We start from the raw sequence: 23,876 nt of genomic DNA on the forward strand, positions 1-23,876 counted from the left end.
TATTTATAAGGAACTTTTTTACGTTATCCTCTATAAAAAGATTGTATAGTATGGTAATAATAGCTAAAATCGATAATAAAAAACAAAGTGAAGGGGAGAAAGAATGATTCGTATTGAGTATGATCGATTAGTAGCTATTTGTTACAGTATAGGGGTTTTGTTATTATTAAAAATTCCAAATGATAATGAATTAATTGGGGAAAAACTATTCAATGTCTATAAGGTTCCGATACATACGTATGTTTATATGAATTATAAAGTCTCAAATATATTGATTGTTTCTTTCATACTACATGTAATTGCATTTATATTATTTTTAAAATGGCTAGGAAAAAAGGAGTCTAGTACATTTAGAAAAATGAATAAGATAAAAGTAGTAGGCATTAGTATATTGATTGTAATGATGCCGTTTATTTTAAATAACATCATCCAGACATTGAATAAAACATGGTACTACGCAGGAAAAACAGGGGTAGAAGCAATAGAATATAAAAAAGAAGATAGCCAGTGTAGTATGGAGAAAAATGGAGATAATATCCAACCGAAGTGCATTGTTACTTTAAAAAATTATCGTAATCATTCACAAGCATTAAAAGTTGTTTTATATGATAATGCAAACGAGAATTCAAAAAGCTATCCAGTACCGAAACCAGTCTATTTACAAAAACACGAGACAAAACAATTCGAATTTCAAGTTCCTGTTTCTTATAATAATGGTATTGAAAAAGATAAAGTACCAGATATTAAATTACATTTATTGCATGAAAATGATACGAAGTACAATTAATCTGTAAGTAAAAGTTTATGAGTAGGAGCAATAATTTGAAACGATATAGAAAATCAACTTGAATCATCCAACATACTGCAAGGTAACGGTATATTGGATGATTTTTTATGTTATCCCCTTGTTTCACGTATGAAAAGGAGGAATACTTTGTTGGAAATGAAAAACATCACAAGGATCATACATGGTTTTTACTTTACGCAATCTGTGAAAGTTAGAGCCATAATAACTAGTTTGCCAATTTTTAATGTCGATATCGGGCCAGTTCACATAGTCACCTAGTGTATAAGGATCTAAGCTTTCTCGTAAATCTTTAACCCAGCGTATATTTTGATTTTCTTCATCATCGCATTTCCAAGAGGTAATGTATTCTTGAGCAATAATTGCTTTACGATGAAAATAAGCCGTTTCATTCGGCGAAATATTTTCAACAGCACCTATGAGCGATTGATGCCAAATACTAGCATCTTTATTTGGTGCATGAGAAAGAAAGTATTGCATGATTTGAATGCCTTTAAGGGGAATAGGTTTATAGACATAGGAACCAGAGCGCTTGAAATTTTCAGGGATGTTACCGCCATTAAAAAATTCGACAGCCTTTATATAAGGAACTTCTTCTATAAAGAGAGAGGGGCTACCAGTTTCAAGAAGAGGGGATAATAGGGAATGGAGTTCAGAGGGAGAACCGACAAACTCGCCTTGTGCTTCAATTTTATTTCGTTGCTTGGCGAATAATTCGATCGATGAAGTGAGACGTTCATCTATATAAGGTGCCCAGTTTTGCCACGCTTGAAATGCAGCAATAAAGTCTTCCCATTCCCATGTAATTGAGAAAATTGATACATTTTTTATCGGGTGGACTCGAAAAGTTAAGGAAGTGACAATTCCGAAGTTTCCACCACCGCCACCACGGCATGCCCAAAAAAGGTTAGAGTTTTCTTGTTCATTTGCACGAATGAGTTTTGCACCAAATTTTCCACACGCTTGTACCATTTCCACTTCCATTAATTGATCACATGTTAATCCAAATAAGCGCGAAAGCATACCAATACCACCGCCAAGTGCTAATCCAACAACTCCAACGCTTGAACTTGTACCAGCAGGAATTGTAACACCGTAATTCCAAAGTTCTTTATAAACAGTGCCAAGATTTGCACCAGCCTCAATTGTTGCTGTTAATTTCTCTGTATTAACAGTAATGCGATGCATTTCACTCACATCAATAATAAGTCCTCTATTTAAAAGAGAAAAATTTTCATAGCTATGACGTCCACTTCTTAACCGAAATGGTATATGACGTTCACGTGCCCATTTTAAGGCGTTACAGATATCCTTGCTATTTTGACAAAAAACAATAATACAAGGGAGTTTTGGAATACTTAAATTTAAATTCATTCGGGCTACATTGTAGTCAGGATCTGTGGGAACAACGATACGACCTGTTAATTTTGTTTGCTTCAATTTATTACTCCTTTCTAAAATAATCAGAGCTTTTTATTAATATATGAAAAATGTCTGTAATACGCGTGGACAAGGAGAGGTGGAGAATGAGATTTACCTTTGTGAGAAATAAATAAAGCATAAGAATAAAGAATCTACATAGAGTTCAATGAAAACAGTTGCAAACTGTTCATATTTTGTTATGATAGTGTTACGAAAACGTTTGCATAAAATTCCGATGGGATGCAAAAGGAGAGAAGGACTATGAATAAGACATGGTGGAAAGAAGCAGTTGCTTATCAAATTTATCCACGAAGCTTTATGGATTCAAATGGTGATGGTATTGGAGATTTACAAGGTATTATTGCAAAACTGGATTATTTAAAAGATTTAGGTATAGATGTAATTTGGATTTGTCCAATGTATAAGTCACCTAATGATGATAATGGTTATGATATTAGTGATTATCAAGATATTATGGATGAGTTTGGTACAATGGCAGACTTTGATGCTTTACTAGATGAAGTTCATAAGCGTGATATGAAGCTTATTATTGATTTAGTTATTAATCATACGAGTGATGAACATCCATGGTTTATTGAATCACGTTCATCTAAAGATAATCCGAAGCGTGATTGGTATATTTGGCATGATGGTAAAGATGGTGCGGAGCCAAACAACTGGGAAAGTATTTTTAATGGTTCGGCATGGGAATATGATGAAGAAACAGAACAATATTATTTACATCTATTCTCACGTAAACAACCAGATTTGAACTGGGAGAATAAAGAAGTTCGCGAAGTACTATATGATACGGTTAATTGGTGGCTTGATAAAGGTATTGATGGTTTCCGCGTTGATGCGATCAGTCATATTAAAAAAGAAGAAGGCCTTAAGGATATGCCAAATCCAAAAGAGTTAAAATATGTGCCATCTTTTGATAAACATATGAATGTGAAAGGTATTCAACCTTTATTAGAAGAGCTAAAAGAAAATACATTCTCTAAGTACGATATTATGACTGTTGGTGAAGCAAATGGCGTTAAGATTGAAGATGCTGAGCTTTGGGTTGGAGAAGAGCAAGGTAAGTTCAATATGGTATTCCAGTTTGAACATTTAAGTTTATGGGATGCAGAGAAGAAGAAAGACCTTGATGTTGTAGGATTGAAAAAAGTATTAACGAAATGGCAAAAAGGATTAGAGAATAAAGGATGGAACGCTTTATATATTGAAAATCACGATAAACCACGTATCGTTTCAACATGGGGAGATGATAAACAATATTGGCGTGAAAGTGCAACAGCTCTAGGAGCGATGTATTTCTTTATGCACGGTACACCGTTTATTTATCAAGGACAAGAAATTGGTATGACAAATGTTCAGTTACCAAATATTGAAGATTACGATGATGTAGCAATTAAAAACTTATATCGCGAGAAAATTGCAGAGGGCGTACCACATCAAGATATGATGGAGATTATATGGGCTTCTTGCCGCGATAATTCACGTACACCTATGCAGTGGAATGATGAGATGAATGCTGGTTTCACAACAAGTACACCTTGGTTTAGCATGAATCCAAATTACAAAGAAATTAATGTTGAAAAGCAAAAAAATGAAGAAAAGTCTATTTTCAATTTCTATAAGAAAATGATTGCCCTGAAAAAAGAGCACGATGTACTGAACTATGGTACGTACGATTTACTTTTAGAAGACGATCCACAAATTTATGCATATACACGTACGTTACAGGATGAAAAAGTCATTGTAATTAGTAATATCTCAAAAGAGGAAGCAGTGTATAATGAGGATTTATTTGCACTAGAACGCAAACGTTTGCTTTTAAATAACTATGAAGTTGCGGAACATGAAGAAGTAACAACAATTGCTTTAAAACCTTATGAAACAAGGGTTTATCGCATTTCATAATAAAAAAGGATGCTCTTTGAGCATCCTTTTTTTATGAAAAAAAATAAATTTCTATTGCAAAGTGAAAACGCTTTTATTAAAATAGATTTATGAAAACGGTTGCGTAAAGATAAAAATAAAGTAACATAAGGAATCGTTTTCATAAAGGGAACAGAAATTATAATTTAAATCATTATGTTGTTATAAATAAAGGGGAGGAAGAACAGATGAAAATTACGTCTTTTGATTTTTGGCAAAAGTTCGGGAAAGCGTTATTAGTTGTTGTAGCCGTAATGCCAGCAGCTGGTTTAATGATTTCCATCGGTAAGTTAATTGGTATGTCTGCTGGGGATGTTAACGCAGTTCATACAATTGCTCGCGTAATGGAAGACATCGGTTGGGCAATCATTACAAATCTACACATCTTATTCGCAGTAGCAATTGGGGGATCTTGGGCGAAGGATCGTGCAGGTGGTGCATTTGCAGCGCTATTAGCATTCGTCTTAACAAACCGAATTACAGGAGCTATATTTGGCGTAAACGCTCAAATGTTAGCGGATTCAAAAGCGACAGTTTCTTCAGTAATAGCAGGAGATTTACTTGTAAAAGATTACTTTACTTCTGTACTTGGTGCACCAGCATTAAACATGGGAGTTTTCGTGGGGATTATCACAGGTTTCTTAGGAGCTAATCTATATAACAAATATTATAACTATAATAAACTGCCACAGGCATTAGCATTCTTTAATGGAAAACGATTTGTACCATTCGTTGTAATTCTTTGGTCTACGGTTACTGCGATTGTATTATCACTTCTATGGCCATTCATCCAAAGTGGGTTAAATGAATTTGGTCGCTGGATTGCAGCTTCAAAAGATAGTGCACCAGTTGTTGCACCGTTTGTATATGGAACGTTAGAGCGTTTATTATTACCATTTGGTTTACACCATATGTTAACGATTCCGATGAACTATACAGAGCTAGGCGGAACATATACGATGCTAACTGGTTCAAAAGTTGGACAAGTTGTAGCAGGACAAGATCCATTATGGCTTGCATGGATTACAGATTTAAATAATTTATTGGCAAATGGAGATACGAAGGCATATAACGATTTATTAAATAACGTTGTACCAGCTCGTTTCAAAGCTGGACAAGTTATCGGCTCAACAGCAGCGTTAATGGGGATTGCATTTGCGATGTTCCGTAACGTTGATAAAGAAAAGCGTGCAAAATATAAACCAATGTTTTTATCAGCAGCATTAGCAGTATTCTTAACAGGTGTAACAGAACCAATTGAATTCATGTTCATGTTTATTGCTCCAGTATTATATGTTGTATATGCTATTACAACAGGACTTGCATTCGCGTTAGCTGATTTAATTAACTTACGTGTTCATGCATTTGGATTTATTGAGTTAATTACTCGTACACCAATGATGGTTAACGCAGGTTTAACAAGAGACTTAATCAACTTTGTTATTGTTTCATTAGTGTTCTTCGGTCTTAACTTTACACTATTTAATTTCTTAATTAAAAAATTCAACTTACCAACACCAGGGCGTGCAGGTAACTATATTGATAATGAAGATGAGGCATCAGAAGGAACAGGAAATGTACAAGATGGTTCATTAGCAACAAAAGTTATCGATTTATTAGGTGGAAAAGAAAATATTGCTGACGTAGATGCTTGTATGACACGCTTACGTGTAACAGTAAAAGACTTAGATGTTGTTGCACCAGAAGCACAGTGGAAACAAAATGGTGCTTTAGGGCTTATTGTAAAAGATAAAGGTGTACAAGCGGTATATGGTCCGAAAGCTGACGTATTAAAGTCAGACATTCAAGATATGTTAGGTGCGTAATAATATGAAATTGCTAACTTTAAACTGTCATTCTTGGCAAGAAGAGAATCAAATAGAAAAGATAAAATACCTTGCTAAAGTAATTCAAGAAGAAGAGTACGATGTCATCGCATTGCAAGAAGTAAGTCAGTCCATACAAGCTGAAAATGTATGCGGTAACAAGAAAGAAGATAATTTTGGACTTTTACTATTAGAAGAGTTAAAAGCACTACATGTAAAAGATTACAATATTACTTGGGATTTCTCTCATATTGGTTATGACGTGTATGAAGAAGGATTAGCGATTATAACGAAGCATAATATTATAAAAGAAGATACGTTCTTCATTTCAGAAAACGAGGATACAACGTATTGGAAAACACGTAAAATTGTAAGTACAACAATTGCTTATAATGGTAAAGATATAACGTTTTACTCTTGCCATCTCGGTTGGTGGAATGATGAAGAAGAGTCATTCAAAGGTCAAATCAATCGTTTGATGGGGCGTGTAGATAGCAATAAGCTCGCCTTCTTAATGGGGGATTTTAATAACAATGCTCGCTTGGAAGGCGAAGGTTATGAGTATATGATGCAAAAAGGGTTGTATGACACATATGAATTAGCAATAGAGAAGGATGAAGGAACGACTGTCCAAGGCGAGATTGCTGGTTGGGATGAAAATAAACATAATTTGCGAATAGATCTAATATTGTGTAACCAAAGTAAAAAAGTTCATTCTTCAAAAGTTATTTTTAATGGTACAAACAGAAATGTAATTTCAGATCATTTCGGTGTAGAGGTTCAATTGGATATATAATAGAAGAAATCCTCACAGAGAATAAAAGCTGTGAGGATTTTTTTTAGGAATACAAGTATTTCCAAGAGAAAATACTTGTATTTTTTATGACATTTCATATATATTTGTTATTATTGAATGTAAAACCGATTTGGTCATTTTGTATTCATGCTTTGACTCACTTCGTTATATAATAAAGTAAGTGAAAGTTAATGGGAAAAAATAGTACGTTTTTGGTTAATACACGATGTAGAAAGTGATATAATTGCAAAATGCATGTATCATTTTCTAAAGAAGGAAAAATATATAATTAGGTGATAACTTCTATGAAACAGATTTGGCGTATTTATAAGACAGATTTACGGAATGTAGCCAAACATTGGGCTGCAATTGTTATTGTTTTAGGATTAATGATTTTACCATCGTTATATGCATGGTTTAACATTAAAGCTTCTTGGGATCCGTATGGAAATACAAAAGAGGTTCCCATTGCAGTTTCTAACCAAGATGCAGGTTCTAATTTAAGAGGGAAAGATATTAATATCGGGAAAGAGATTGTAGACTCCCTTAAGAAAAACAAAAATCTTGGCTGGAAATTTGTAGATGAAAAACAAGCGATTTACGGAGTTGAGCGTGGGGATTATTATGCAAGTATTACGATTCCAAAAGACTTCTCTGAAAAAATTGCAACTGTTCTGGATGAAAATCCTAAAAAACCAGAACTGGATTACTATGTGAATGAAAAAGTAAACGCGATTGCACCGAAGATTACAGCAAAAGGTGCATCAGGTATTACAGAAGAAATTAGTAAAAACTTTGTAAAAACAGCAAACGGTGAGATTTTTAAAATTTTCAATGACCTTGGAATCGATTTAGAAACAAACTTACCAAGTATCGAAAAAGTAAAAGATCTTGTATTTAAGTTAGAAGCGCAGTTCCCAGAAATGAATACACTTATGGATAAGGCATTAGATGATGCAACTCGAGCAGAAGATGTTGTGAAAGTAGCGCAAAAAGAGTTGCCAGTTGTAGAGATTGTTATGAATGATGGGCAAGAAGCGTTAGGGAATTTAGATAAATTCTTTGCGAGAAATGATGAAACATTGAATCGCGCTCCGGGAACTATTAAGAATAATTTAATGGTAATGCAAAAAGGTTTAGATGGTGCCGCGGCAATTACGGATTTCTTAAAGAATCCATCATTGGATTTCAATCTGGCACTTCCAGATCCATCCAAGTTCCCAGACTTACCGAATATAACCATCCCGCAAATACCAACACTTCCAGAGTTACCGCAAGTGAATGGCGAGGGATATAAAAATATTGCTAAAAATATTAATCAAACTGTAAATAATGTTTTTAGTTCAATACGTGTCGGAACAACTTATGCACAAGGCGTTATAAACGGATTGCAAAATGGTAATTTTGATCCAGAAAAAGCAAAACAAGACCTTAATAAGGTTTCTGAAAATCTTCAAGGTCGTGCAGATAGTGTTTCATATTTAATTGATGTCTTTACTAAATTTAAGGAATTTGCACCAACTGATTCTGGAAAAGACTTCTTCCAAAAACGAATAGATAAATTAACGAATCTTAAATCAGCTATAGAAAATGCAAATGGCGGCGTTAAAGATATCGCTAATATTATTGGTACAGGGCAAGAAGTGAAACAAGATGTCAGAGATGCTGCTAATAAAAAGTTAGATGCAATAAATAACTTGGTAAATCAAGCAGAAGCAGATTATAATGCGACGTTTGTAGCAGATTTTGAAAAAGCAGTAAGCACAGCTGAGCAATTGAAAAATAAGGCTGACAATGTAAAAGAAGATGCTCAGCAGCTTAGAGGCAATTTAAATCAAGATATAAATAAGGCTAATGAGATATTAAACAATGGTAGAGAGAACTATGATCAGGCTGTAGCGGATTATGCAAAACTAAAAACCAGTCTTGAAAAGGCAAAAGAAGATTTAAGTAATAAAGGTGTTAACGGCTTAGATTCTACAAAAGTAGCCTTAAATGAATTAAATGGGCAGTTTAAAGCAAGTTGGAATTTAGTTAATGACATGATTCCAGTTCTGGAAAGTACAAATAAAGTGTTAGCTGATGTGAATAGTGATAAAAACCTTAATGGTACAATTTCTAAGTTAAATAAAGCAAAAGATGGTTTGCAAAAAGGAATGGAGTTAACTGATAAAGGAATTGACGCTATTAATAAAGGTCAAAAACCAGCAGCTGATGTTATTGAAAGTATTAATCAAGTGTCTAAAAGTGTTTCGGGTCAAATTGGTGACATTTTAGCTAAATATGACTCAGAAATCACTCCAAATTTCAATGCAGCAATTGCTCGCACAAAAGAGATGTCTAAAAACACATCTCAAATTTTAAAAGAGGCAGACAAAAAGCTTCCAGATGTTAAAAAATTACTAGAAGATTCATCAAAAGGCTTAGTAGATGGTAAAAAGAAATTAGCAGACATTAAAGCTGAAATGCCAGCTACTGAGAAAAAGATTAAAGAATTAGCAGATAAAATTCGTGATTTTGAATCTGAAGAGGATTTAAAAGACATCATACGTTTATTGAAAAATGATGTTGAAAAGCAAAGTGATTACTTTGCGAATCCAGTAAATTTAAAAGAGAATAAATTATTTGCGATGCCGAACTACGGTTCAGCAATGTCACCATTCTATACAGTGCTTGCATTATGGGTAGGCGCATTATTAATGGTTTCATTATTAACAGTAGAAGTACACGAAGAGGGCGCGAATTATAAGAGCCATGAAATTTACTTCGGACGTTTATTAACATTCTTAACGATAGGTCTTTCACAAGCGTTTATCGTATCGATGGGAGATATATTCTTACTCGGTACGTACGTAGTCGATAAGTTCTGGTTTGTGTTATTTAGTTTATTTATTGGTGGAGTCTTCGTTTGTATCGTATACTCACTCGTTTCTATTTTCGGAAATGTTGGGAAATCGATGGCGATCATTTTACTTGTACTACAAGTAGCAGGATCGGGCGGAACATTCCCAATCCAAATGACACCAGCGTTCTTCCAAGCAATTTATCCGTTCTTACCGTTCACATACGCAATTAGTGCAATTCGTGAAACGGTTGGCGGAATGCTTTGGGATATCGTAATAAGAGACTTACTTGTGTTAAGTGTTTTCGTAGTAGTTATGATTGTTGCTGCGTTATTACTGAAAACACCAATTAACAAATCAAGTGAAAAATTTGTTGAGAATGCAAAAGGAAGTAAAATCATTCACTAAGAAAAGGTTCCTACCGAGAGCGGTAGGAACCTTTTTGTTTAATCGAACTTTAATTTTTTTAATGCGTCTGCGAACGGGTTGTTTAATGGTTCTTCTTCTTTTTTCTGTTGTTTCATATATTTTTGGACGTCACGTTTATCAGCTTTGTTTCCAGATTCTTTTTTACGTCTCTCTTGGAATGTAGAAAGTTTCTCACGATAGCCACATTTACATGCAAAGATTTGACCTGCACCTTCACCACGTAATTCTAGTTTCTTCTTACATTGTGGGCAACGAGCGTTTGTTGTGCGAGATACATTTTTACGATGACCACATTCACGGTCTTGGCATACGAGCATTTTTCCTTTTTTGCCGTTTACTTCTAGCATCGGTTTACCACAGTCTGGACAAGACTTCGTTGAAATGTTGTCATGTTTATATTTTTTATCACTCGATTTAATTTCAGAAACAATTTCTTTCGTATAGTTCTTCATTTCAGAAATGAATACTTCTTTTTTTAGCTTACCTTTTGCGATAGCCTCAAGTTTTTGTTCCCATTCACCAGTTAGTGTAGGGGATTTTAACTCTTCTGGTACTAAATCAAGTAACTGACGGCCTTTTGAAGTAATATGAATATCTTTGCCGCGTTTTTCAATTAAGAAAGAGTTGAAAAGTTTGTCGATAATATCTGCACGTGTCGCTACAGTACCTAATCCACCAGTCGATTTTAACGTATCAGCAAGTTGTTTATTTTGCGTATCCATATATTTTGTAGGATTCTCCATTGCTGAAAGTAAAGTTGCTTCATTAAAGCGTGCAGGTGCTTTCGTTTGGCCTGATGTTTGCATAATTAACTTTACAGTTAATGTATCGCCCTTTTCAATGCGAGGAAGAAGCTGCTCTTTTACGTCATCAGTTACATCATCGTCTTCAAATCGATTTTCGTATACTTCCTTCCAGCCAGCATGTAAAATCGTTTTTCCGCGTGCAATGAACGTTTCACTACCAACTTTAGTACGTAATGTTAGTTGCTCGTATTCGAATGCTGGGAATAAAACAGCTAAGAAACGTTTTACAACTAAATCATAAATTTTGCGTTCTTTATCTGTGAATGCTGAGAAGTTAACGTATCCTTCTGTTGGAATAATCGCATGATGATCGCTTACTTTACTATCATCAACAAATGATTTGTTAGGTTTGATAGGCTTTTGTAATACTTTATGTGCGAAGGGACGGTATTCTCCAACACCACATGCTTTTAGACGTTCTGGAAGTGTTCCAACGATATCAGATGAAATGTAGCGTGAATCTGTACGAGGGTACGTTAGCACTTTATGCTGTTCATACAATTTCTGCATAATATTTAATGTTTCTTTAGCAGAGTAACCGAACTTTTTATTTGCATCACGTTGCAATTCAGTTAAATCGTAAAGACCAGGAGAGAATGACTTCTTCTGTTTCTTATCAATTTCCACAACAGTAGCATGTTGTTTATCTAAACTTTTTACAATACCATCAATTTTTTCTTTATTAAAACTACGGCTATTGCCATTTGCATCTTGCCAAGTAAGTTTGAGTTTCTCCATCGTTTGAGCTTCGATGCCGTAGTAAGTTTGAGCTTTGAAGTTCTTTATTTCATCCTCACGACTAGCAATCATAGCAACAGTAGGGGTTTGTACATGTATACTGTTTTTAGGGCGAAATTTAATATATTCTTTTAATAGTAATGATATCAATAATAATTTCACCCATGTACATTTTTATTTTGGGTATAAAAAATAAATAAGCATAGTAATAGAATTTAGGGGAGGAAACTATGAGATTTGTTGTAAGGGAATTTGATGAAACTTCAAGAAATGGAGAAATATTCAGTAGTATTGGTATTGGAATTAAAGAAAATAGCTATCTAATATTTCCCTCACCTCTTTCAAATTTTATAAAAAGAGAATATAAAAATAAAGGAAAGTCTATTAATAGCCAAAGAAATGTAGCTTATGCAATAACAAGATTTTTAAATTATTTATATAAAAATAAAGATAATTATCCTGAATTAATTATAGGGGGACTAAGCAGTTTAACTCTTCAACATGGAGCGGATTATATCTCCTATTTATCATTAAAAAGTAGAGCAGGTGAATTAAAGAGTGAATATGTAAAAACTGAGATACAGTATCTAAACAAACTTTTCCATTGGTTGAAATCAGAAAAAATAATTAACCAGGTCTTTAGTGTAAATTACCAGACTGTTTATTACGGTCGAAAAAGCCGGGAAATTGAGACCAATATTTTTGAAAACACTAATGACTTAGATATTATTTTACCAATAAGAAATTCCATTCAAAATAATGTTATTAAAGACTTCGGTAAAAATAGAAATAGACTAATTATAGATTTTATTATGACAGCAAAGCGTATTGAACCATTAATGGCATTAGGTATAGCTTTACAATTCTTTGGAGGATTAAGACGTTCTGAGGTCATTAACTTAAAATGCTCTAGTTTAAAGTGGGCTAATAGTAACCTAATAATTGAGATTAGAGACAATCAAAACATCTTATTTGCAGATGCAATAAATAAGGCTGATATTCAAGTTAAATATCCAAGAGATCAAATATGTATTTGCCCTGAAATTATAAAGCCCCTGTATGAAGAACACCTAAAAATGCTAACCAAATTAACTAAAGGAACTTCCGAAGCACTTTTTATCTCAGCGAGGAATTTTAAAGCTTTAAGGGGCAAAAGATATTCAGCAAAAATTGATAAGATTAAACAACAGTTTTTAAATGACTTACTAGCAAAAAATCAAGTCGAAGATTATATACTGTTAACAAACAATAAATGGTCTACGCATATTGGCAGAGGCGTTTTCACGAACATATTAATAGATTTGGGTCTAACTCCTACCCAAATTGCATTAGCTAGAGGCGATAGAAGCTTACAGTCTGCATTAAGTTATGTAGATGAAAATACATTACTTAGCTCTATGAGTTTAGCAATCAATAATTTTGACATACTAAAGGAAGTGTAGGACTTGCCTAATCATATGACATTAAAAGAGGTTTCAACCCTCCTTAACTTATCGATATATCAAACTAGATTATTTCTTAAAGAAGCCTCACTACAAAAAATAGGTATTAATAATTCTAGAGAAATTGTTTATGATACCAATGTTATAAATAATTTACGGGATATTCTTGAAAAAAGATATAAAGACAATTGCTTAAATAAATATACTCCTAAAGAACTTATCACGTTAGGATGTACTGGACACGATAGAGCTATTCTTAAGAGCGAACCTACTTCGCTTTTCGATAGATATAGGACTTTTACTGGAGTCTCTTATTTCTATGACAAATTAGAAGTAAATGCATATTTAGCATCTAAAAGCTGTGGTTCTGAATTATTATCACTTTTGCAAATAATGGAATTAGTGGGTTTTAAAACACTCCAACAACTTCAACATGCATTAAACGATTGTAATATTAAAGAAGTAAAAAGAGGATATAGTTCCTTCAAGTATTATAAGGAATCAGATATAAAGTTCTTTATTGACTTGGTTAAAAAAAGGTATTCATTCAATAAAGCCAATCGTTTGAGTACTCAGCAAATGCAGGAACTAGGATTTAAAAAAAATGATAGAATAGTATTTCAAAAGGTTAAGGCAGAACCTATCGATAGAATTAATGAGTATGCTGAAGCTGGGGGACTTGCCTTTTATGATAAAACCGAAGTGGAGAGGAAATTAAAATTCAAAAAATTTCTAAATCATACTATCTGCGAAAAGGATGCTAAAGAACATTTGGGCTATAAAAATACTGAAAAGTTCAAAAAAATGATTCAAGAATATGGCATCACATTAACGTCAAATGGGAAATATGAAATTAATTATTATGACAAGTCCAATATAGATTCCCTGAAAAATATTATAGATAAAAATTATGAACATAACCTTGAAACCAAAATAACCAGTGGTCAAATAAAAGCCTTAGGATATTCTAGAAAACTTATTCGTAAATTAACCCCTATCCACACAAGACCTATTGATAACGTATATAAGTTTGCGAACGCCGTTATTTTCTATGATAAGGAACAATTTCTCGATTTAAAGAAACAATATCGCGATCTAGCTGAAACTAATAATGTTTTAACTGAATATTATACTTCCAAACAATTAATGGAATTGCTCAATATACCAAATAATATTAATAGGTATATGGATAAATTTAGAATTTCCCCTATAAAAATCCCTTTATCACGTCAAAATTATTGGCACAAGGAAGAGGTTGATGATTTTGTTAAAAGAAGAAATGACCTATATAACTACTACGATTCGAATTATTATTTAATTAGTGACGTGGAATATTTACTAGGATGTAGCATAAGTAAGTTCTACAGTATTTGTTCAGATTTTAACATTCCTATTACTGCTGAAGAATTACCGATTGAGGTAAAGTTTAATAAATTCACTAAATCTCATTTAGGTTTTCCAAAGGATAAAATTGATAACATTTTTGCAAAAATCAATGATAAACAAAGACAAAGTACTACTAATCATCAAACGATCAATGTTTTAGAATCTAGTAATGATACACAACATAATTCAAACACCACCTCAGAAATAAAGAGTTCACTTCAAGTACTTGGGCATTTAGATGATGAAAAAATCGTACAAATTTTAGAAGAAATAGCGAACTATTCAACGCCCTCTATAAATGACAAAATTAAAACCATAATTTCCGAAAAAGATTTAATAATCCAATTAGACTATTCAAAGAAACAGTTTGATGAAAATAACGAACACTTTCGCATCTTAAAGTTGGAGTACGGAAATCTTAATTATTATTTGCTAGAGGATTGTTCTAATCTTTTAAAAAAGTTATGTGAAGAGCAAAACAATTTATTAGGTTTAAACTATACTCATGTTGAAGCAATTGCAAAAGTCCCTAGCACCGTATTATATAAAAATAGAGAAAAGGTTCAAATACCACCTCATTTAAGATTTGGTCGCCTAAAAAAACTTAAATACGTATATCCTAAGAAAGTTATTGATATTTACTTAAAATCGTTAGAATTTTCAGATTTAATCGAACGATATAAAAATGAATTAGAATATAATACTCTTCCAGATAAAATTTTTTTAAAAGTAGTCAAAGAATTGGACTTAAATTTTCTGGATTTAGTTAAAGAGACAGAAACAGCATGGCATAATTTTGCTTCAAAAAAATTATTAAGTTCAAACGGAAATATTAAAACGATCAAGAAACTTTTTGTTCGATTTATTAAAATAACAGAATTACTACAGTCAAAATTAATTTCAAAAGAAATTATGGACATGACTTCTAATGAGATTAATTTCGTATTTTTAAACAATAAAGTTCCAAGTACTTACAAAGAAGTTTTATATAGTTTTTTTAATCACTTACTTTTAAGGTTTTCTAATTGTAAGTACTTGGTTTCAGAGCTTAATAACCCATATGTGGAAAAAAATGAGCGTTTAGCAAACTCTAAACACAATAAGAAAATCTATTCGATTAATGAGTTTTTAACACTACTGGACTATGTTAAAGACATTCAACGCCATAAAGATAATGCTCTTTCTGAATATAAGAAAAAACCAATGTGTGAGACAAAGGGGAATTATGAATCCATTTGGTTATACGTAATGCTTCATTTAAATAACGGGTGGAGAAGTACTGATTTTATTGAAAAGATACCTCGTATCCCCTTGTCTATCCCTGTGCAGGATTATAAATCATTTGAAAACTACAATTTAACCTTAGAAGAATCTACAAAAATTATCTGGGAATTAACATCGAATTTAATGAATGTTTATCATAACAAAAATGGTAAAAGGGCTTTTTTCTTTATTTCTGAAGATATGATTGTACCTGTAGCTAATGCTATCGTTTTATGTGAACTTAAGGCCCAATTAATAAATTCAAAAAGAAATAACTTGATTGATTTAGGTAATTCAAACGAATTGAATACTAGCATGCATGATAAGTTTTTCAAAACTTTTCCTATAAATAATTTTAAATTTAAATCGCTCATGGCCAACAGCACATTTATAACTTTTGTGAATTCAATCCTAAAACAAAAAACCAATCGTAATCCTTTGGAGATTACTAAATTCATTAGAAATCATGATTCTTTAGACACTACCAACAGATATGTACATGTAAATGAAGAACATCTAAATAAAATTAGTAAGCAATTATTTGATAAAGGCTATTTTGGCTATACCTACGATTATTTAAAACAAATTGTTATTGGTGAATCTCAAAATAATTCTATGGAAAACAATGAAAAAAATCTGTTAGCCACAGTTTTTGGAGACATATATAAAATTGAAAATTTATCCATAATGTTAAATGCAATTGAAGAACAAAAGAAACCTTTATACGAGTTCGTTAAGAGTTTATCACAAGAACAACAGAGAGAAGTATTAGATTTAATAAATATGAATCAATTGCCGGCCAAAGAATCCTTTTGGCAATGTATTCTTGGTGATTGTTTATATCTAGATAGAAAATGTAACAGTTGCCCATTTGCAATCCCACATTTCTATGTATTAACAAAGACTGTTCACAACCTAAATAATTTGATACCTAAATTAGAACAGATTCAAAACATTTCTTATAAAGGCGAAAGGGTTAGATTAGCTAATTTATTATACAAAAACATTTCCTTAATAAGTACTGCTAAAAAACAATTTGGAGAAAATGTACTAAGTTCATTTTTAGGTAAGGACTACTCAGATTTCTTAAATAACATACGCAGCTTAGATAGTATAAGTGAAAATCTAATAATTGGAGGCAATTAATATGGAGAATAACCATAGTTTAGATTTTTCGTCTACCTCAACTCATTATAATGAGAGCCTCCGTGGCACTTTACAAGATAGGATAAACAGTCTTAAAGGCATGGGTGTAAATCTTACAGCCGAAGCATCCAATAACAGGTGGAATATTTATGATGAATATTTTTCACAAACATATTTGGTAGACTTTAGCTTCGATTCTTTTTCATCAAAGAAGTTTGATACTGAACAATTTATCTTGCTATTAAAATCTTGGTTTATTCTACTTTTAGAGGGTGGTAACAGTTTTCATCATTTAGCAAAGAAAACCAGAAGGGCAAAGGATGCATTGATCCTAAGTAAAGGATTTAATCTAGGAGCAATAGATGAATTTGAACTGAACTATTTTTCTAAAGATCTTAAACCTAGTACTCTACAAAATAAAGCATCTCTACTATTAGAATTTCTAGATTTTTGCCAAGACCTGATAGTGCCAGAAGAGTATCTGGAACTAATTTTAGGATACTATCAAACACAGAATTCAGCAGCAATAAGGAAATTACCATCAAGCCAAGATGTTCTTAAATTTTCTTTAATAGTTGAAGTATACTTTTCTAATGAGGACATTGATAAAGTATATTTGGATTACTATCCAATTTATTTATGGTGGAATTTAACAAATGTTATCCCAGTACGTATTAACGAATTCTGTAATTTGAAATTTGATTGTTTAACTTTTAATAAAGAAGGGTATTTTTTATCTTTACCTCGAAGCAAAAATTTAAGGAATCGTAAAATCGCTTATGACAAAATTTTGGTTTCGGATAAAATTGCCAAATCAATCGAATTATATCAACAAAAAATATATTCTGCTAAACCGTCTAAAACATTATTACAAACGTCTAGTACAGTTCGAAATATAAAACCAGAAATCTTTAATTACAGAAATTTCAGGAATTTATTAGACAAATTTTATAGGGAAATTGTTTGTGGGAAGTATGGTCTCAAATTATTAGAGAACAGTTCAGATCCCCATACCCAATCACCTTACAATATCTATAGGAAAATAAGACCAAACGATACTCGCCATTTTGCATTTTTGAATTTAATGTTGCAAGGTTATCATCCCAGTGAGATTGCTAGATTAGGGGGACACAATTCTGTTTATTCTCAAATGACTTATCATAACCACTTGGAATATTGGGTTGATTCAGATTTAATAAAATTATTAACGAATCAAAAAAGACACTTAGGTAACCTTTCAAACGAATTTTTCAAAGAAATTATTTTCAAAAATGCGATGACTATCACTACGGAAGTTTCTGAAGTTGTTAAAATTCCATTAGAAATCGGTTATTGTACAGATTCTTTACAAGACTGTCCCGTAGATGAACACTATCTCTGTAAGCATTGGAGAATAACCTTAGACGATTACCAAAAACATTATGATAAGTTACAAAACATCCTTGTTAATCAAGAGTCTGTTCTTAAATTATGCATTGATAAATTATTAGCGCTTCATAAAACTGGTCTCATACATCATAAAAATGATGTATATGATGAAAAAAATTCACAATTCAATTATCAATTAATTGAAAGTTCTAAGAAAGTAAAAGATGCATTATACCAATTGGCAAAACTAAAGGAAAGGTTTGAAATGTATGAAAAGTCGAGGGCGTAAGCCTAAAATATATCCTAAAGATATTCTTCTAAAGATTATTGATGATTTCTTAAGAAATCAGGCAAATGTTCAAATTATAAGATATAAAGAAATCTTTCTTTATGCGCTAGAGGAATATAACAAAGGAATATTAGATTTTAAACTGAGTGAAGATTTTTGGAGAAAACCTCGTCGTCAAGGAAAATTGCTCGTTGATGAAATCAATAAAAAGAGAAGCGCTTTAATAGAAAACAATGATCAATACATTGAAATTATCTCAACAAATGATGTTATAAGCAGATTATCACAAGACACTCCAGCTACTAAAAAGAAAATTATTAATCAACTGAAGGTAAATGAGTATGGCTATCGTAAAATATCTACTCGCTACAATCAACTCAAAGAAAAAGAAGCTAAGATGACAAAAGAAATCGCCGAACTTAAGGCTGAGATTGTAAATCTTAAGGACAATAACGAAATCTATCAAAATGTTCTTTTCCAATGGGCAAATTTATCAAGCGTTAAAGATCTTAATTTAATAAACTTAATTACAACTGGAAAAACTAGATCTGCTACAGTGGAACAACTATTTAAGGATATATTTAAGGAACGGCCTAATAAGGCTATACTAGAGCTTAATACTGATAATACAATTGATAATGTAGTAACAATAACGAAGATAAAAAATACACTTATCGAAGACTTAGATCTATAGTCTTCCGATAAAGAGGAAAAATAAAAAATATATTTTGCTTTAATTAAGAGAACCTTACTCAACTAGCATGGGTTCTCTTAATTTAGGCATGCTTTCGTATAGTATATTCGCTCTTCAGTTTCCCTATGTATTTTGTGAAATACATCATTTAAATAACGCATAAACTTTCAACTTCTTTAATCAATTCATGGGGCATTATTTTTAGTACCCCACAAATAATAAATATCGTAGTAATGCTAGGCTGTCTTTGTCCGCGTTCTAGTAATCCAATAAAAGTTCTATCTAGGTCGCATTGTAACGCCAATTGTTCTTGGGAAAGACCAGCTAGTTTTCTGTGTTTTCTTAACACGGTACCAAAAGCTTTTGATATCTCCATAAGCTCACCTCTTAGTTAATTAACTAAGAAATCTACTAATTTAATCGACCGACTATAGTCATCACAAAGAGGTGATGCTACAATATTAATAAACATTTTTTGAAGGAGATTTTTTATGTCTAGTAAGAAATATGACGAAAGTTTTAAAAAGAAAATTGTTCAACTACATCTTGAAGGAAGGGCAACAACTGAACTGGGTAAGGAATATAAAGTGTCACCCACAGCAATCTATTCTTGGATAAAACTATATGCTGATGAATCGGCTATTTCTTTTAAAGAATTCAGTGCTATTCAAAAAGAAAATAAACGTTTAAAACAGGAAGTAGAAATACTTAAACAAGCAATGACAATAATGACCTCAAAATAGAACTAATACTTATCCATATGTGGATTTGAAATAAAGTTTGATTAAAATACGGTATCTTTTTTTGTGAAAACATTGATAAACCAGTGTTTTATGTTTATTTATGATCTATTAACAAAAAGCATATCTGTTTCTTACCTTAATCGGTAAGAAACAGATATGCTTTTTATTTTCCAAAAAAACACATCAACTATTTACAAAATGCATTCTGTTATTTATTATAATGAATAGAACGCATTCTGTTAATTAACAAAACGAATCAGAGGGTGATTAAATGTTTAAAGTTGGAGATACACCAAAATTTTTCACACAACAAGGCCTTAAATCGGATACTGAATTACTTCTTGATAAAGTCATTATTTATCGCTCGAATTCTCGATTTACCTCAAGCTCTAATGCTGGGCCTGCGAGATCGATGTTGGTAGGTGGAAAAGCGACTGCTTTTCCTGAGCCATTGAAGATGAAATTCCGTAGATTTGATACCTTAGTTACAGCCAGAAAAAACTTTCACATTTATCATAACAGTGCAGAATTTATTGATGGATATTCTAGGTTTTGTTATGTTTATTTCGAAAATGATAAAGTTTTTGTATCGGAATATCAAAAAAGAAGTCAAGGCAGCAAATATTCGAGCTTCTTCAAACTTTTAGAAGCTAAACTTATTCAAGCTAATTTTTCACGAACTTCAGAAGAGAAATCAATTTTTCATATCCCGACAGAACGCATCGATGAGTTTGTGGATATTGTAAATGATATTTCACAAGCTTACGATAATAACGAATTCGAACTATGTGTTGACGGAAAAGAGTTCATTTACAGCTGTAATTGGTTTAATCGGGTTTACTATAGGGAAAAAATAGATGGTGTGCCAGAAGAATTAATGAGTGATTTCAAAGCCGTTGAAGCTTTTGATGCCTTAGTGAAAATTCAAGATTTAGGAACTGAAAATGGAATTAAAATTAAAAAAGAAGCTATTCGTAAGATCAAAGCCGTTTTAGATTCCGTTTTATAAAGTAGAATCTGCATAAAAAAGCATGGTCCATACCCTTTTGGCAAAGGAATCAGGTCCATGCTTTTTTTATTATTCTGCCTTCTGCGTTTAATTAAAATCAATCCTTTTCTCTTTAAATGAACGTTCAATTTTATTAAAAAGTTTAATCAAAACTCATTGAGAGTTCTTTGATTGAAGAGAAGAAGCATCGCATCTTTTTTATAAACGTCATAAATTCCTTCAAAACATAACGTCTTTCTTATAAACATCGTGACTTTATTTCAAATCCACACCATATTTCATGAATTCGAACTGTGTTATAGTATAAGTACAAGATATTGAAGGAGCATGAAGATATGGCAAAAAGCTTAGTATTAGCAGAAAAACCATCAGTCGCTCGTGATATTGCGAATGTACTGAAATGTAATAAAAAAGGGAACGGCTTTTTAGAGGGCGATAAATATATCGTAACATGGGCACTAGGACATCTAGTAACCTTAGCTGATCCAGAAATGTATGATAAAAAATATCAAAAGTGGAATTTAGAAGATTTACCAATGCTACCTGATCGTTTAAAACTATCAGTAATCAAACAGTCCGGTAAACAGTTTAATTCCGTTAAATCACAGTTGAATCGTAATGACGTAAATGAAATCATTATCGCAACAGATGCGGGGCGTGAAGGTGAGTTAGTGGCCCGTTGGATTATTGCCAAATCTAAAGTAAATAAACCAATCAAACGTTTATGGATTTCATCTGTAACAGATAAGGCAATCAAAGATGGATTCAATAATTTAAAACCTGGTAAAGCATACGAAAACTTATATTTTGCTGCAGTAGCTCGTTCTGAGGCAGATTGGTACATTGGACTAAATGCTACTAGAGCTTTAACGACCAAATATAATGCACAGTTAAATTGTGGGCGTGTTCAGACGCCTACTGTAGCCATGATAGCTGCACGTGAAGATGAAATTAAAAACTTCAAACCACAAGTGTACTATGGCATTGAAGCACAAACTGATTCAGTCAAAATAACTTGGCAAGACACTAACGGGAATAATCGAAGCTTTAACAAAGAAAAAATTGATAGTATCGTAAAGAGCCTAGATAAGCAAAATGCTACTGTTGTGGAGATTGATAAAAAGCAGAAGAAGTCATTCTCTCCTGGTCTTTATGATTTAACTGAGCTACAACGTGATGCAAATAAAAAGTTCGGTTACTCTGCTAAAGAAACATTAAATATTATGCAGAAGTTGTATGAACAGCATAAAGTGCTAACGTATCCTCGTACGGATTCACGCTACATTTCATCTGATATCGTCGGAACACTTCCAGAGCGTCTAAAGGCATGTGGTGTAGGAGAATACCGCTCTCTAGCACATAAAATTTTAAATAAACCGATAAAATCTAATAAATCATTTGTTGATGATAGTAAAGTAAGCGATCATCACGCAATTATTCCAACAGAAGGATATGTTAACTTCTCAACTTTCACTGATAAAGAACGTAAAATTTATGATTTAGTTGTAAAACGTTTCTTAGCTGTCTTATTCCCAGCATTCGAATACGAGCAACTAACGTTACGTACAAAGGTTGGTAATGAAACGTTCATTGCACGCGGAAAAACAATTTTACATGCTGGTTGGAAGGAAGTATACGAAAATCGCTTTGAAGACGATGATGCAACTGATGACGTAAAAGAACAGATTTTACCTCGCATTGAAAAAGGCGATACATTGAATATAAAACTAATTATGCAAACATCAGGCCAAACAAAGCCACCTGCACGCTTTAATGAAGCAACCTTACTTTCAGCAATGGAGAATCCTACAAAATATATGGATACGCAAAATAAACAACTTGCTGATACATTAAAATCGACTGGTGGATTAGGTACTGTAGCGACACGTGCAGATATTATTGATAAACTATTTAATTCATTCCTAATCGAAAAACGTGGTGGCAAGGATATTTACATCACAGCAAAAGGTCGTCAACTGTTAGAATTAGTTCCAGAAGAATTACGTTCACCAGCTACGACAGCAGAGTGGGAACAAAAACTTGAACTAATTGCAAAAGGCAAACTGAAAAAAGATGCCTTTATTAATGAAATGAAACAGCATGCTAAAGACATCGTGAAGGAAATTAAATCAAGTGACAAAAAATACAAACATGAAAACATCTCTACAAAGTCATGCCCTGACTGTGGTAAACCTATGCTTGAGGTGAATGGTAAAAAAGGAAAAATGCTTGTTTGCCAAGATCGTGAATGTGGTCACCGTAAAAATGTATCTCGTACAACAAATGCTCGTTGTCCGCAATGTAAGAAGAAACTAGAATTACGTGGTGAAGGCGCTGGCCAAATTTTCGCATGCAAATGTGGCTATCGCGAGAAATTATCGACATTCCAAGAGAGACGTAAAAAAGAATCTGGAAACAAAGCTGATAAACGTGACGTTCAAAAATATATGAAACAACAGAAAAAAGAAGAAGAACCGCTTAATAATGCACTGGCAGAAGCATTAAAAGGATTGAAGTTTGACTAACAAAAAGTCTGAGCATACAAGAAATTCAACATGAATTAGCTTTTTTATCTAAATTTATTATTTAGTTGCAGTATTTTTTCCATTCTTTCTAAATTATTTTGGACACTTGTAATTTATCAAGACCTAATTTGTAAGAGGCCATAAAAAATAAAGGGTGATACATGACCAATATGTATCACCCTTTTACTTTTTCTCCATAATTGTGCCCGTTTGATAATTATATTGTGTGATTTTATCAAAATGTACAAAGATAATAAAGTTGCTTAATTTACAATAAAGTCGTTTGAAATATAATAAAGTTGTTTAAAAAACGCCAGTCATGTTATTCAACAATCGGGCCATATTGCGGAACAAGGTTCATCGCTAAAAATAGTATAGTCGACTCCTTAACGTACAAAGGGT

The 23,876-nt window shown here is 32.5% G+C and carries 15 protein-coding genes; 12 read left to right on the forward strand and 3 right to left on the reverse strand.

The window, feature by feature from the left end; genetic code table 11:
• Positions 1 to 103: 103 nt before the first annotated feature.
• Entirely contained in the window at positions 104 to 787 is a 684-nt protein-coding gene (locus MHH27_RS02420) for a hypothetical protein (RefSeq protein ID WP_069354891.1), read from the forward strand.
• A 123-nt stretch (positions 788 to 910) separates the two neighbouring features.
• Here MHH27_RS02420 and MHH27_RS02425 read toward each other — a convergent pair whose 3' ends face one another.
• The gene (locus tag MHH27_RS02425) at positions 911 to 2,245 is read right to left on the reverse strand and encodes an FAD-dependent oxidoreductase (protein ID WP_340941544.1); all 1,335 of its coding nucleotides are present in this window, start codon (positions 2,243 to 2,245) and stop codon (positions 911 to 913) included.
• A 243-nt stretch (positions 2,246 to 2,488) separates the two neighbouring features.
• Here MHH27_RS02425 and MHH27_RS02430 point away from each other — a divergent pair, with 243 nt between their 5' ends.
• The 4 genes from MHH27_RS02430 to MHH27_RS02445 all read left to right on the forward strand — a co-directional run bounded on the left by MHH27_RS02430 (position 2,489) and on the right by MHH27_RS02445 (position 10,044).
• Positions 2,489 to 4,153 (forward strand): glycoside hydrolase family 13 protein, encoded by a 1,665-nt coding sequence (locus tag MHH27_RS02430; RefSeq protein WP_001044701.1) that lies wholly within the window; start codon positions 2,489 to 2,491, stop codon positions 4,151 to 4,153.
• Positions 4,154 to 4,359: 206 nt separating this feature from the next.
• Positions 4,360 to 5,997: a PTS transporter subunit IIBC gene (locus MHH27_RS02435; protein ID WP_000705569.1), complete on the forward strand. Its 1,638-nt coding sequence runs from the start codon at positions 4,360 to 4,362 to the stop codon at positions 5,995 to 5,997.
• A gap of 4 nt (positions 5,998 to 6,001) precedes the next feature.
• Positions 6,002 to 6,793 (forward strand): endonuclease/exonuclease/phosphatase family protein, encoded by a 792-nt coding sequence (locus tag MHH27_RS02440; protein ID WP_071731322.1) that lies wholly within the window; start codon positions 6,002 to 6,004, stop codon positions 6,791 to 6,793.
• Positions 6,794 to 7,098: 305 nt separating this feature from the next.
• Complete coding sequence (locus MHH27_RS02445) at positions 7,099 to 10,044, forward strand: YhgE/Pip domain-containing protein (RefSeq protein WP_340941547.1); 2,946 nt, start codon at positions 7,099 to 7,101, stop codon at positions 10,042 to 10,044.
• 38 nt (positions 10,045 to 10,082) lie between these two features.
• On the opposite strand, the gene topB is transcribed toward MHH27_RS02445, so the two are convergent.
• Complete coding sequence (gene topB / locus MHH27_RS02450) at positions 10,083 to 11,771, reverse strand: DNA topoisomerase III (RefSeq protein WP_445687303.1); 1,689 nt, start codon at positions 11,769 to 11,771, stop codon at positions 10,083 to 10,085.
• A gap of 68 nt (positions 11,772 to 11,839) precedes the next feature.
• Here topB and MHH27_RS02455 point away from each other — a divergent pair, with 68 nt between their 5' ends.
• From MHH27_RS02455 to MHH27_RS02470, 4 genes are read left to right on the forward strand one after another with little or no spacing between them, the layout of a single operon-like run.
• A complete protein-coding gene (locus MHH27_RS02455; RefSeq protein ID WP_317460490.1) occupies positions 11,840 to 13,051 on the forward strand; it encodes a site-specific integrase in 1,212 nt (403 codons plus the stop codon).
• Positions 13,052 to 13,066: 15 nt separating this feature from the next.
• On the forward strand, positions 13,067 to 16,846 hold the full coding sequence (locus tag MHH27_RS02460; protein ID WP_340941553.1) for a hypothetical protein: 3,780 nt from the start codon (positions 13,067 to 13,069) through the stop codon (positions 16,844 to 16,846).
• Between the two features lies 1 nt (position 16,847).
• The gene (locus MHH27_RS02465; protein WP_340941555.1) at positions 16,848 to 18,503 is read left to right on the forward strand and encodes a tyrosine-type recombinase/integrase; all 1,656 of its coding nucleotides are present in this window, start codon (positions 16,848 to 16,850) and stop codon (positions 18,501 to 18,503) included.
• A complete protein-coding gene (locus MHH27_RS02470; protein WP_340941557.1) occupies positions 18,484 to 19,197 on the forward strand; it encodes a hypothetical protein in 714 nt (237 codons plus the stop codon). Before MHH27_RS02465 ends, MHH27_RS02470 begins: the two co-directional genes overlap by 20 nt.
• Before the next feature lie 148 nt (positions 19,198 to 19,345).
• On the opposite strand, the gene MHH27_RS02475 is transcribed toward MHH27_RS02470, so the two are convergent.
• The gene (locus MHH27_RS02475; protein WP_016103240.1) at positions 19,346 to 19,573 is read right to left on the reverse strand and encodes a helix-turn-helix domain-containing protein; all 228 of its coding nucleotides are present in this window, start codon (positions 19,571 to 19,573) and stop codon (positions 19,346 to 19,348) included.
• Positions 19,574 to 19,688: 115 nt separating this feature from the next.
• Between MHH27_RS02475 and MHH27_RS02480 the strand changes: the two genes are divergently transcribed.
• From MHH27_RS02480 to MHH27_RS02490, 3 genes are all read left to right on the forward strand, one after another.
• A complete protein-coding gene (locus tag MHH27_RS02480; RefSeq protein WP_002169259.1) occupies positions 19,689 to 19,940 on the forward strand; it encodes a transposase in 252 nt (83 codons plus the stop codon).
• Between the two features lie 271 nt (positions 19,941 to 20,211).
• Complete coding sequence (locus MHH27_RS02485) at positions 20,212 to 20,949, forward strand: hypothetical protein (RefSeq protein ID WP_340941559.1); 738 nt, start codon at positions 20,212 to 20,214, stop codon at positions 20,947 to 20,949.
• Positions 20,950 to 21,284: 335 nt separating this feature from the next.
• Positions 21,285 to 23,474: a DNA topoisomerase III gene (locus MHH27_RS02490; protein ID WP_340941561.1), complete on the forward strand. Its 2,190-nt coding sequence runs from the start codon at positions 21,285 to 21,287 to the stop codon at positions 23,472 to 23,474.
• Positions 23,475 to 23,876 lie beyond the last annotated feature (402 nt).

It is taken from the genome of Bacillus sp. FSL L8-0152, assembly GCF_038006365.1.
In the GTDB taxonomy this organism is placed as follows: domain Bacteria; phylum Bacillota; class Bacilli; order Bacillales; family Bacillaceae_G; genus Bacillus_A; species Bacillus_A cereus.